The organism is Shewanella sp. ALD9, assembly GCF_002836315.1.
Lineage (GTDB): Bacteria > Pseudomonadota > Gammaproteobacteria > Enterobacterales > Shewanellaceae > Shewanella.
In genome coordinates this window covers 342,517-356,029 of the sequence record NZ_PJCD01000003.1, presented here as the reverse complement: position 1 = coordinate 356,029, position 13,513 = coordinate 342,517, and the positions used below count along the sequence as shown (strand labels likewise).

Annotated in this window: 10 protein-coding genes; 9 read left to right on the top strand and 1 reads right to left on the bottom strand. The window is 41.3% G+C overall.

Features of this window, described 5'->3' with window-relative positions:
* The first annotated feature begins 37 nt into the window (after positions 1 to 37).
* The 9 genes from CXF88_RS09240 to CXF88_RS09200 all read left to right on the top strand — a co-directional run bounded on the left by CXF88_RS09240 (position 38) and on the right by CXF88_RS09200 (position 12,682).
* Complete coding sequence (locus CXF88_RS09240; protein WP_011638133.1) at positions 38 to 601, top strand: sigma-70 family RNA polymerase sigma factor; 564 nt, start codon at positions 38 to 40, stop codon at positions 599 to 601.
* A complete protein-coding gene (locus tag CXF88_RS09235; RefSeq protein ID WP_101086586.1) occupies positions 594 to 1,301 on the top strand; it encodes a DUF3379 domain-containing protein in 708 nt (235 codons plus the stop codon). Before CXF88_RS09240 ends, CXF88_RS09235 begins: the two co-directional genes overlap by 8 nt.
* A 134-nt stretch (positions 1,302 to 1,435) precedes the next feature.
* A complete protein-coding gene (gene putP, locus CXF88_RS09230) occupies positions 1,436 to 2,896 on the top strand; it encodes a sodium/proline symporter PutP (RefSeq protein WP_101086585.1) in 1,461 nt (486 codons plus the stop codon).
* Positions 2,897 to 3,302: 406 nt separating this feature from the next.
* The gene (locus CXF88_RS09225) at positions 3,303 to 4,586 is read left to right on the top strand and encodes an outer membrane protein transport protein (RefSeq protein WP_101086584.1); all 1,284 of its coding nucleotides are present in this window, start codon (positions 3,303 to 3,305) and stop codon (positions 4,584 to 4,586) included.
* A gap of 200 nt (positions 4,587 to 4,786) precedes the next feature.
* Positions 4,787 to 5,848, top strand: coding sequence for an efflux RND transporter periplasmic adaptor subunit (locus tag CXF88_RS09220; RefSeq protein WP_101086583.1), 1,062 nt, complete (start codon positions 4,787 to 4,789; stop codon positions 5,846 to 5,848).
* Between the two features lie 5 nt (positions 5,849 to 5,853).
* Positions 5,854 to 9,114, top strand: a complete 3,261-nt coding sequence (locus tag CXF88_RS09215) for an efflux RND transporter permease subunit (RefSeq protein ID WP_101086582.1) — start codon at positions 5,854 to 5,856, stop codon at positions 9,112 to 9,114.
* 45 nt (positions 9,115 to 9,159) lie between these two features.
* The gene (locus CXF88_RS09210; RefSeq protein WP_101086581.1) at positions 9,160 to 9,372 is read left to right on the top strand and encodes a DUF2892 domain-containing protein; all 213 of its coding nucleotides are present in this window, start codon (positions 9,160 to 9,162) and stop codon (positions 9,370 to 9,372) included.
* Positions 9,373 to 9,385: 13 nt separating this feature from the next.
* Positions 9,386 to 9,763 carry a rhodanese-like domain-containing protein gene (locus tag CXF88_RS09205; RefSeq protein ID WP_101086580.1) on the top strand — a complete coding sequence of 126 codons (378 nt, stop codon included), beginning with the start codon at positions 9,386 to 9,388 and terminating at the stop codon, positions 9,761 to 9,763.
* A gap of 474 nt (positions 9,764 to 10,237) precedes the next feature.
* Positions 10,238 to 12,682, top strand: a complete 2,445-nt coding sequence (locus tag CXF88_RS09200) for a S8 family serine peptidase (RefSeq protein WP_101086579.1) — start codon at positions 10,238 to 10,240, stop codon at positions 12,680 to 12,682.
* Positions 12,683 to 12,779: 97 nt separating this feature from the next.
* Here the strand turns inward: CXF88_RS09200 and CXF88_RS09195 are convergent, their stop codons facing one another.
* On the bottom strand, positions 12,780 to 13,382 hold the full coding sequence (locus CXF88_RS09195; protein WP_242445127.1) for a CBS domain-containing protein: 603 nt from the start codon (positions 13,380 to 13,382) through the stop codon (positions 12,780 to 12,782).
* Positions 13,383 to 13,513 lie beyond the last annotated feature (131 nt).

Below are 13,513 nucleotides of genomic sequence, written 5' to 3'. Positions count from 1 at the left end.
AAGCTGTTACATATTATTAACTCAAAAAAGTTAAAAAATGTTTGATTCATTGCGAAAGAAAAAGTCCGAACCTGCGGTCTTATCTGAGATGCTAACAAAACAACGACGATACGATAGCCTTGTCAGGGCTCTTCACACCGACATATTTCGCTACGCCTTTTGGTTGTGTGGTGATAAACATGTTGCTGAAGATATTACTCAAGAAACGTTCTTAAGGGCGTGGCGTTCTTTGGACTCATTAAATGACGAAAAAGCGGCTAAAGCCTGGCTAATTACCATTTTAAGACGGGAAAATGCCAGACGTTTTGAGCGTAAACAATTTGACTACAGCGACGTAGAACAAGATTTACTTGAAGATGTACTATCGACAAGTCATGAAGAAGATACCGAGCAGTATTGGTTACGTCGTCAAATAGGTAAACTCGATATCGAATATCGAGAGCCGTTGTTATTGCAGCTGATTGGCGGGTTTAGTGGTGAAGAGATTGCCACCATGCTAGAACTCAATCGAAATACGGTAATGACCCGTTTATTTAGAGCCAGAAACCAGTTAAAAGACGCTCTCGAAGCACCAGAGGTAAGAGGTCAATCAAATGGATGATCTACAGTTTCGTCGCCATGCATACGGTGACCCCAATAATCAAGCCGACGATTTTTTAGCTCATTTAGCTGAAAATGAAGACGATGCTAAATTTGTCAAAGATCTACAAGCATTTGATCATAGACTCACTCAAGCACTCAATATTAGCGTGCCTGATGGGCTTGCTGATAAGTTAATTTTACGACAGCAATTGAGTCAGCATCAAAAAAACAAAAAACAGACCCGTTACTTAATGGCAATGGCTGCTTCAGTTGCCTTTATTGTGGGAGTTAGCTTTAGTTTATTACGCTTCACGCCAGTAAACTTAGGGGAAAACTCGTTGGCTCATGTTCATCATGAAACCAAAGCATTAGTGATGGAACAGGATATTGGTTTTAATGACGTAAACTTTAAACTAGCCAGTTTAGAAGGATTAAGTGATTCGAAATTTATCCAACAACCAGGCCGTGTTTTTTACACCTCTTATTGCGACTTCCAAGGTGTTAAATCATTGCATTTAGTGATGGCTGACGAGAACGGAAACAAAGTCACTTTGTTTATTGTGCCCGTCGAAAGTCGTATTGTGTTAGAAGAAGCATTTGCAGACAATCAATACAAAGGCCAAAGTTTTCAAACAGCCGACGCCTATATGGTGTTAGTGGGTGAGCCCGCTTCTGACCTTGAGTTTGTCAAAAAAGAAGTTGAAAACACCTTTATTTAATTTATAAATTAATGATTTAAAATCCGCTACTTCATTGGAATAGCGGATTTTTTTTCATATTAAAAAATCAAAGTGTGAACTAGATCAAACTTCTGCTAGCATGTCGACCATAAAAATAATCACCTGGAAGCAATATGGAAATTCAAACACCAATCATCATTACCTTTATCGGATATCTTGCCTTAATGATGGGTATCGGTTACTGGGCTTATCGTAAAACAGACACTGTTGATGATTACATTCTCGGTGGTCGCAAAATGGGGCCCGCAGTAACAGCGTTAAGTGTTGGCGCATCAGATATGTCTGGTTGGTTGTTATTAGGCTTACCTGGCGCGGTGTATTTAAGTGGTTTAGGTGAAGCCTGGATTGGATTTGGGTTAGTGTTTGGTGCGTGGCTTAATTGGCTATTTGTTGCAAAACGACTGCGAATTTATACCCAAGTTGCCAATAATTCTTTGACGTTACCCGATTTTTTTGAAAACCGTTTTAATGACTCTCATGGACTATTGAAATTGGTTTCGGCATTAACGATCCTGATCTTTTTCACTTTCTATGCTTCTTCAGGCATGGTGGGCGGTGCGATATTATTTGAAAAAGTATTCGGCCTCGATTATAACCTCGCCTTACTGATCGGTTCATTCATCATTGTGTCTTATACTTTCGTAGGTGGATTTTTTGCCGTCAGCTGGACTGACTTCTTTCAAGGCTGCTTAATGTTAATTGCATTATTAATTGTACCCATTGCAATTTTCAGCCAACCCGATACTCAAGCAAGTTTTGAACAAATCGATCCTGCTATGTTGTCGTTTATTAACGAAAACACCACCGTCATTGGACTCGTGTCGCTATTGGCGTGGGGATTAGGTTATTTCGGCCAACCGCATATTTTATCTCGTTTTATGGCTATCGGCAGTCCAAAAGATTTAGTGTTATCTCGTCGTATCGCCATGAGCTGGATGTTAGTGTCGTTAGTTGGTGCCTTAGCAACGGGTATTGCCGGTAGTCTTTATTTTGCTGCAGAGCCACTTGAGAACTCAGAAACAGTATTTATTCATTTAGCCCATGCCGCTTTTAATCCATGGATTGGCGGCTTGCTGATTGCCGCTATTTTGTCTGCCATTATGAGTACTATTGACTCACAATTACTGGTTTGCTCTAGTGTCATCACAGAAGACTTTTACCTTAAATGGTTACGTCCACAAGCCAGCAGTAAAGAGTTAATGTTAGTAGGCCGTATTGGCGTTATTGCCATTGCATTAGTAGCCGGCGTTGTCGCACTTAATCCTGAAAGCAGCGTATTAGGACTCGTCAGTTATGCATGGGCTGGGTTTGGAGCTGCATTTGGTCCCGTGGTGTTATTATCACTCTTTTGGCAAGGTTATAGCCGTAATGGTGCGATATCAACCATTCTAGTAGGTGCTCTTACCGTTGTCGTGTGGAAACAACTGACTGGCGGTATTTTTGAGTTGTATGAAATCGTCCCTGGATTTATTTTCGCAATGTTAGTGGGGGTAATCGTCAGTAAAATGTCACCACCAACATCGAAAACTATCGCCGACTTTGCCGATTTTCGTGAATCTTTAAAAACACAATAAACTCCAATAAAAGGCTGTATTAGTCATTTTAATAGCTCAACCGCTGTAATTGCAGAGGTTGAGCTACTAATCTTATAATCGAGTGTCAATACCAACGAATGACCTAACAAGCTTCGATGAATCTCATCTGATTAGTCTCTAAAATCCACTATGAATAAACTTTAACTTAAACTAACTGCACAGTAATGGTTGTCTAAAACTGCTGATAAATTTACATATACTGCCATGCTATCAAACACCTACTTCACCATTAAAAACCAGAATTAACTTAATATTAACAACAACTAACATCTGGTCGGAGTTGTTACATTAGTCACACTTACCTAATATGCCTAAAATTTTGACCGTCAAATGCTTGAAGTGAATAAACTTTGTGCAAAACGGTAATAATAAATGGGACATAATAATGAATAAATTCCACAAGACCCTCATTGCTACCGCGGTAGGCCTACTCAGTGCACAAGCGTCCGCTGCTGGTTTTCAGTTAAACAGCCAATCTGCTACTGGTATTGGTCGTGCAATGGCGGGTGATGCCGTTATTGCTGACAACGCATCGGTTCTATCTCGTAATCCTGCAGCCATGGCTCTTTTTGATGAAACAGCGCTATCTTTAGGTGTTGTTTATGCAGACATTGATGTATCAGTATCTGATGCACAAGGCAGTTTTGCCGGACAAGACGTTGCTTTTGGTAGTGAGCATAATGCAGCAGAAGCAAAAGTTATCCCCAATTTTTATTACATCAATCCAATTAATGACAAAATGGCGTTTGGCGTTGCGGTATTCAGTAACTACGGCACTGGCACCGATTTAGGTGACTTGGCAAACAGAACCCCTACCATTAGCGGCAATGCAGTACCACTGCCACCTCCAGTAGACTTACTCGGTAATACAGAAGTGGTTACTATTAACTTCAACACCAGTATGTCTTATCGCATTAATGATGAGTTCAGTTTTGGTTTTGGTGTTGATGCCGTTTACGGCAGCGGAACCTTAACTCGTACTAGCGAAAACCCACAGATTGGCAGTCTAGTCGATGTCGATGCAGATGGTTGGGCATTAGGTGGGATTGTTGGTGTTGTGTATGAAGTTAATCCAGATAATCGATTTGGTTTAAGTTATCGTATTAGCCCAAAACTTACCGCCAAAGGTGATGTAAATTATCTTTACACTGAATACAATGAAATTGATATTCCTATCGCTGATATTGCTCAGTTTGCCGGTTTCCACCAGCTAACGGATAAATTTGCCGTGCATTACACTGCACAGTGGACTAATTGGAGTGCATTCGACAAAATCGTGGTTAAAGATGGTGCCAATGGTGTCGACCAAGCAGATTTAAAAGAATACCACTGGAAAGATTCGTGGTTCTTAAGCCTAGGCGCGACTTATAACCTCACTCAAGACTGGACTTTACGCGCAGGTGTCGCAACCGATCAGGGCGTAGTTAATCAGCATTCATCATTATCAATACCTGATTCTGATCGCACTTGGTACACCGCGGGTGTGAGTTACGATTTAAATGCAAAATCAAGCGTTGATTTAGGTATCGCTTTTGTACGCGGAGAAGATGTTACTGTACTAGAAAATAGTAACCTTCTTGCTCAAGTGCCTGGCTACAACAGTGAGATTTCAGCACAAACGCGTTCAAATGCGGTTTACTACTCAGTACAATATAACTACAGTTTTTAATTAGCAGTATTTACCCTTTTTTAGTCCGCTCACCACGGGCTAGAAGTTTCCAACCAAGCCGCCTTTTATTGTTAATTGGCGGTTTTTTTATGCCATTTATATCATAGGGTTCTAATCTATACGATTTTACAATATATCGGTTGCTTAACGGTGCAAAGTCCATTAGAATTTTCTTATAGACTTCACATTAGGCTATCACTATGTCTCGCTTATCTAATAATTTATTCCTCGGCACAATTCTCGCAACAACGATACTAGCCACAATAGTATCCTATACAGTGCAAGCCTCTGATGTTGCTACATTAAAGCTAGAGTATTCAGAACAATATCAACCCCGTATTTATGATGCAAAAATTGAAGCAATTAAAGCGGCAACGATTTCTGCACAAACCTCAGGGCGGATTATTAATATTCATTTTGATGTGAATGATCTCGTCCCACAAGGCGCTGCATTATTAGAAATTACCAATAAAGAGCAAGGCGCAGGATACGCGGGGGCAGAAGCGGATCTCGCTAAAGCAGAAGCGCTAAACAGTGAGGCCCAAGCACAATATCTTCGTTATAAAACATTGTTTCCCAAGGGCGCCATATCAAAAGGTGCCATGGATGAAGCCACTGCCAAAGCAAAATCCAGCAAACAAGCAGTCAGTGCTGCTCAAGCACAGTTAATAAAGGCCAAAGAGAGTTTAAATTACACTGTCGTGAGTGCGCCTTTTAGTGGCCGAATGACCCATCGATTTATCGAACAAGGTGAAACCATATCTTACGGCCAAGCGTTGTTCTCTGGCTACGATACTCAACACCTTAGAGCTGTATTTCAAATTCCACAGCAAGACGTTGCTCAGGTGCAACAACAGGAGCAAGTGAGTGTTCAATTGTTCAACGGCGATGAAATCATTTCAAATGATATTAACGTCTATCAATTTGCCGATCCGTTAACTCATCAGCATCAAGTCAGAGTCAATATTGATGCCAGTAACATGGAAGACGTCATTGTAGGTCAGTGGATTAAGGTAGTCGTTAACTTCCCTAGTCGAACGAGTTTAATGATCCCATTATCGGCCATACATCAAGTCAGTGACTTAACGTCAGTGTATCGTAAACATTCAGACAAGATTGTGCTTAACCAAGTGCGTATCGGCCGAGTAGACCATCAGAATAATACTGCTGAAGTATTATCAGGGTTAATGGAAGGCGATGAAATTGTTATCGATGCTGGACGATATTTAATTATGTCCTCAGCAGCGAAAGGTCAGGAGTAAACCTGATGACAACACCTAATGAATCGATAAAACTTGGCCTTTCAGGCTCAATAGCAAAAGCATTTCAACACAGTGCCATTACCCCATTACTGGCTATTCTAGGTTTATTACTCGGCCTTTTTGCGGTGATTATTACCCCCAAAGAAGAAGAACCTCAAATTGATGTGACTTTTGCTGATGTGTTTATCCCCTACCCTGGAGCCACACCGACGGAGGTTGAAAATCAGGTCACCTTACCTGCAGAACGGATAATTTCTCAAATAAAAGGCATTGATACCCTGTACTCATTTTCCCAGCCCGATGGCGCGCTCATTATCGCTATTTTTGACGTCGGCGTTCCACGAGATGAAGCTGTGGTTAATTTGTACAATCAACTGTATTCAAACAGCGATAAGTTTAACCATGCAGCAGGCATTGGTGAGCCGTTAATCAAACCTAGAGGTATTGACGACGTACCTATAGTGGGGTTAACGCTCTGGTCTCAAGATCCAAACATCACTGCAGAGCAGCTTACCTTGGTCGCATCGGGCCTAGAAACAGAGCTAAAACGGATACCGGGTACTCGAGAGATTTATAGCCAAGGTGGCCACGAGATGGTGTTAAATGTGCGTATTGATCCTGTCAAGATGAACAGTTTCGGCGTAACGTTCAACGATATTAGTGCCACATTACAAGATAATAACCAACTGTCTACAGTCGGCTCTATGACACAGTTTAATCAAGAAATAAAACTGCAAGCGGGGCAGTTTTTACGCACGCCAGATGATGTTAATAATCTGCTGATTAAAGTTAGTCAACCCGAATCTATAACGGAGAAAAGTCCATTTCCTCGTGCAGTTTATTTATCTGATGTCGCCGATGTGAGCCTTAAAAGTGATATTCCTAAACAACATGTTTGGCACGTAACAGATAAGGGGACTTACCCGGCTATAACCATCGCGATTGGTAAACAGGCGGGGCAAAATGCCGTCGACATTGCAGATGCCGTATTAGCTAAAATCGATGCTGTCGATAACGTATTAATTCCCAATAATGTCAATGTCGCTATCTCTCGCAACTACGGTAAAACCGCTGGAGATAAATCTAATACGCTTATTTTCAAATTGATTTTTGCCACATCTGCGGTAGTACTACTGGTATTTTTCACCATGGGACTTCGTGAGTCTGCCGTCGTTGGTGTAGCCATTATCATTACTCTCGCCATAACCTTATTTGCATCTTGGGCATGGGGATTCACTCTAAACCGAATTTCATTGTTCGCACTTATATTCTCCATTGGTATCTTGGTCGATGATGCCATCGTGGTGGTAGAGAATATTCATCGGCATATGGCAATGAGTGATAAACCCATAAGCGAGCTCATCCCTCATGCCGTTGATGAAGTCGGTGGGCCAACGATATTAGCTACCTTCACCGTTATCGCCGCCCTATTGCCAATGGCGTTCGTATCTGGACTAATGGGTCCATACATGAGCCCAATTCCGATTAATGCCAGTATGGGAATGATTATTTCGCTATTAATCGCGTTTATTATGACCCCATGGTTAAGCCGCATATTGTTAAAACCTCACAAAAAGATACATAGTTCAAACAATAAAGCGCCTGACACAAGTATCCCAGTAGAAGAAGACAATCGATTAACGCGTCTATTTACGCGAATAATGAGTCCTTTTTTACTCGGCGAACATGCGCCAAAAGCGCGAAAAGGCTTGGCTTTAGGGATCGTATTATTGATTGCCTTCGCTATCGCCTTACCTGTAATGCAAGCTGTAGTACTAAAAATGCTGCCTTTTGATAATAAGTCTGAGTTTCAGGTAATGGTTGATATGCCTGAAGGCACCCCTGTGGAACAAACTCAAAGAGTATTACAAGATCTCAGTCAATATCTCAGCAGTGTGGAAGAAGTTGAGCATTTACAGTTGTACGCGGGCACCCATGCACCTATGAATTTTAATGGCTTAGTACGACATTATTTTTTACGCAGCAGCCAAGAACTCGGTGAAATTCAGGTCAATCTAGTGGATAAAAAACATCGAGACCGCGACAGTCATACCATTGCATCATCTGTACGCGAGCCGTTGCAAAAAATTGGTCTACGTTATCAAGCCAATATCAAAATTGTTGAGGTACCACCAGGGCCACCGGTTTGGTCGCCTATAGTTGCTGAGGTTTATGCGCCTAACACCGAATTACGTGAACAAGCAGCCAATGACTTATTGCAACGTTTCAGAGATACCGAATACGTCGTTGATATGGATATATATTTGCCAGCGCAACAACAAAAGTGGCAAGTGATCATTGATCGAAATAAAGCCAGCTTAATGGGTGTTTCTTACGCCAGTATTGTGGATACGATCAGCACTGCTGTTGATGGTAAGGATGTCAGTTACTTGCATCAAGCACAGTTAGCTCATCCCACGCCGATTAGATTACAGCTTGATGAAGCCGCTAAAGTAGATCTAAAGCAAGTCTTGTTATTACGCCTACCGACTCAATCAGGTGAAACAGTACCGCTAACTGAATTAGTTAAGGTGCAACAACAAGTGATTAATGCACCCATTATCCATAAAAATATGGTGCCTATGATAATGGTTATTGCCGATATGGCAGGGCCAACGGGTAGCCCACTTTATGGCATGTTCGATATGGTCAGCCAGATTAATCAGCAAAATGAAAAAGGTGACACTAGTTATCTAATTCAACAAAATTTGGTTAATCAACCTGATGGATTAACCGACGTGTCGATTCTATGGGATGGTGAATGGAAAATAACATATGAAACCTTCCGCGATATGGGCATTGCTTATGCCGTTGGTATGATTGCTATTTACTTACTTGTTGTGGGTCAATTTAAATCTTATATCGTGCCGTTAATCATCATGGCGCCCATTCCATTAACCATCATAGGTGTTATGCCTGGGCACGCTTTATTAGGCGCTCAATTCACGGCTCCTTCTATGATAGGCATGATAGCGCTGGCAGGCATTATTGTCCGAAACTCAATTTTGCTGGTTGATTTCATTAATCAACAAACTGCCGCAGGCGTTCCGTTAGAACAAGCGGTTATCCACTCTGGCGCGGTAAGGGCAAAGCCCATTATGTTGACAGCATTAGCAGCAATAATTGGGGCATTATTTATTATTGATGACCCTATTTTTAACGGTTTAGCCATTAGTTTAATATTTGGGATTTTTATCTCAACTATTTTAACCTTGGTGGTGATTCCAGTGTTGTATTTTTCAGTAATGAAACATAAGCATGTGTAACAAAATTATATTATTCACTGGGCATCGCCCAATAAGGAGCTAAACATGTCATTAGAACGAAATATTATGGCCTTTGCCGGCTTTATGGTTTTATTATCTCTTGTGTTAACCGCAACAGTTAGTCCACATTTTGTCTGGCTTACTGTATTTGTCGGCGCTAATCTATTTCAGAGTGCTTTTACAGGCTTTTGTCCTGCTGCGATGATAATGAAAAAGTTCGGCGTCAAAACTGCAGCTGAAATAGCCTTAAATAAATAACAAGGAAATTATCGTGTTTAAAAAATCTATGCTGCTGTCTATTCAATCTATCTTAGCGATGTTGGTCTTATTAGCGGCATCGCTTATGCCTACTTGGGCTGCAGAGCAAGAGTCTAGCGTTGCTTGGGAAAAAATAGACCGCGGTGTCACATTAATTGATGTGCGCACTGCTGAAGAGTTTGCTGCTGGACATATTGACGGTGCGATTAATATTCCATTTGAGATTATCGTCCCAGAGTTGGCAAAGCTCAATATCGATACAGACGCCGAAGTGGTTCTTTACTGCCGCAGCGGCAACCGTAGTGGTATTGCACAGGAATCATTAGTTAAACAGGGTTACACCAATACCTATAATGCGGGTGGTTTTGATAGCTTAATATCAGCACGATAACCTCACTAACAATCTAAAACCACACATTTGCAACTGTGGTTTTATTAAGTAAATACAATAGTTTATCGTATTGACATCCTCTTCATCTCAATACGATAAACCTTACCGCTTTCGCTCCCTACATTTTTCCTGTAAAAAAATCTTTACATTTAATATTAGATAATTATTTATTAGCATAAAACGGATCCGTTTATGCACTTTCTAGTTAAGCGCTTTCATAAAGTTAACTCCATTAACGCTCGAAAGATAACATTCTACCAACTCGAGTTGTAAGTGAATGTTAAGTCATGGTTGGTGAATAAAAACTCAAATAAATCCGTTCTATAACACCAGTTACTTGACAACAAACATTAACAACTTGTTTACACCAGGCAAAAATGTGGTTACCTTTTAGACAGATAGGCAAAATAGCTTATCTGTAAAAAATAATTATAAAAGACATTACGTCCCACCCTGATTAACATGGAAGATAATATGAAAAAGCATAAAAACCCAACGGTCGTGCTTAGCATGACAGCACTCGCTTTGGCTATTTCAACTCAAGTAAACGCAGCACCAACCCCGTCACAACTCTCTGCAACTAATCAACAGATTGAACAACAATCACCTTTACCTAAACGATATATCGTTAAGTTCAGAAATGATAATGCTGCTCAGACTCTTAATGGCAATGCCGCTGTGCAAAATGTGAATGTTGAAGCCGACAACAGCATGGATTACGAGCCTCGTTCTAACGAAGTATTTACCCAGTTTAGAGCTTTGAACAGCGTAAAGGCACGAGAAATGAAGCGTGTAGGTCGTAGTAATAGCTACTCAGTTAAACTCGATTCTCCCTCTCTTAAAGCATTACGTTTGCGTCAAGATGTTGAATACGTGGAAGAGGATTTACCCCGTAGACTGCTTGCGGAAACAACACCTTGGGGACAAACCTTTGTTGGTGCGACCGTGTTAAGCGACAGCCAAGCAGGTAATCGTACTATCTGTATTATTGATTCTGGTTATGACCGTAGCCACAATGATTTAAGTGGTAACAATGCAACCGGGACCAATAACTCAGGTACAGGTAACTGGTATCAACCAGGTAATAATAATGCCCATGGTACTCACGTAGCAGGTACCATTGCCGCAATAGCGAACAATGAAGGTGTGGTCGGGGTTATGCCTAACCAGAATGCCAATATTCATGTTGTAAAAGTGTTTAACGAAGCCGGATGGGGCTACTCATCGTCTTTAGTCGCTGCTATTGATACCTGTGTTACTTCAGGTGGTGCAAACGTAGTCACAATGAGTTTAGGTGGCAGTGGTTCAACCACAACTGAGCGTAATGCATTAAATGCTCATTATAACAATGGGGTGCTATTAATTGCAGCTGCAGGTAATGCTGGCGACAGTAGTTATAGCTACCCAGCATCTTATGATAGCGTAATGTCTGTTGCTGCGGTTGACAGCAATCTTGATCATGCCGCTTTTTCACAGTATACAGACCAAGTTGAAATTTCAGGTCCTGGCGAGGCAATTCTATCAACGGTTACCGTTGGCGAAGGTCGTTTAGCCGATATAACTATTGGCGGTCAGTCATACTTTAACAATGGTGTAGTGCCGCACAACCGTTTAACCCCGTCAGGTACTAGCTACACTTCGGCACCAATTAACGCAAGTGCAACAGGAACCTTAGCGGAATGTACTGTAAATGGAACCAGTTTTAATTGCGGTAGCATGACCAATAAAATCTGTCTTGTTGAGCGTGTAGGCAACCAAGGCTCAAGTTACCCTGAAATAAACTCGGTTAAAGCCTGTAAAACAGCCGGTGCCAAAGGTGTCATTGTATACAGTAACACTGCACTACCAGGGTTACAAAATCCTTTCCTAGTGGACGCTAATAGTGAAATTCTGATTCCGTCGATGTCTGTTGATCGAGCTACGGGGCTTGCACTTAAAGCCAAGTTGGGTCAGTCAGCCACTGTGAGTAATCAAGGCAATCGAGATTATGAATATTACAATGGCACCTCAATGGCAACACCACATGTGTCAGGCGTAGCAACATTAGTGTGGAGTTACCACCCAGAGTGTAGCGCCAGCCAAGTGCGTGCGGCATTAAATGCCACAGCAGATGACTTAAGCGTTGCCGGTCGTGATAACCAAACTGGTTACGGGATGGTTAATGCAACAGCAGCAAAGGCTTATCTAGACGAATCATGTAATGGTCCAACCGATCCAGGTACAGGCTCTGGTGACAGCATACTTGAAAAAGGCGTGGAAAAAACGGGCCTAGCTGGCGCTAAAAACGATGAATTATATTTCTCGTTAGACGTTCCTGCAGGCGCGACAGACTTAAGCTTCACTATGAGTGGTGGCACTGGCGATGCTGACTTATATGTGCAGTATGGCGCATCACCTACCAGCAGCAGTTACGACTGTCGTCCATGGAAAGGTGGTAATGCAGAGTCTTGCCCAATTGCGACGCCTCAATCTGGTACTTACTATGTGATGCTACAAGGTTATAGTGCATTTAGTGGTGTAAATTTAGTGGCTAACTACACCGCTGGTAGCACTGGTGGCAGCAACACAGGCGGCCCAGCGAGCTACAACAATACCGGAAATTATACGATTCCAGACAACAACACTAGTGGTATCACTAGCCCTATTACTGTTAGCCGCACTGGCGATTCAGGAACGGTATCAGTGTCTATTGGAATTATTCATACTTATATTGGTGATTTAAAAATCCAGTTAGTTAGCCCAACAGGTCAAACTGTTGTACTGCATAACAACACTGGTGGTGGAACCGATAACCTAACCCAAACTTATACGGCTAATATGGCAGGTGTAGAATCAAGTGGTGTATGGACATTAAAAGCAGTTGATAATGCGAGACAAGATACTGGATATATTGATACTTGGAGCTTAAGCTTCCAGTAATATTATTTCGTTGATTACAAAAATAGCCACATTATGTGGCTATTTTTATTTCTGATGGATTAACTTTTTAACAGTTAGCAGACTAATAATTAAAAATCTAATAGTGAGGTTGTGTTGTTTGCAACACGGCAGGCTGCTGAATATTGGCAATCACTTCAAATATAGATGCAAATGAGTTTGGTGTACTCACATCGACAGCAAGCTTTAATCGGCGAGCAATATCATTAGCAGATAGCACACCACGAATAGCATGATTAGATCGGTCAACCACTAAACAATGTTGCTGTCCTGCTGATTGTAATGTCTCAATAACATCACCAATACGAGCATAACTTAAATCTTCAAAATCAATCGCTTTCAGATCTTCTTTAGGGATCATAAAATCTGCAACACTTAAATGCTCACGCTGATGACCAGCTGCAACACGTTTTAATATTTCTTGATTATGTAAAGACTCAAAGCTGATTAGGCCAATAAACTTATCTTTATCATCTATGACTAATTTAAGACGTACATGCGACTTCTGCATTAAGTGCTCGACCTTAACCGCCGACGTGCTCGATTCTATCACCATAGGCGTCACTTTCTTAAAATCAGTAAACACATTTAACGCTGAAGATAGTACTGAGATATCTTCATGGGCTTCTGGTGAAGTTAATTCATCAATTTTTTCTACTGGGTATAGGGCTAATTTCTTCACAATAACATCCTTAATCAACAACCATCGCGAAACGTGAAACATCATATTTATTAATGATTTATAATTTATTGTGATGTTCACTGCATGATTTGATTATCTGCCTGTGATTTTATTAGTACAAGACCCATTTG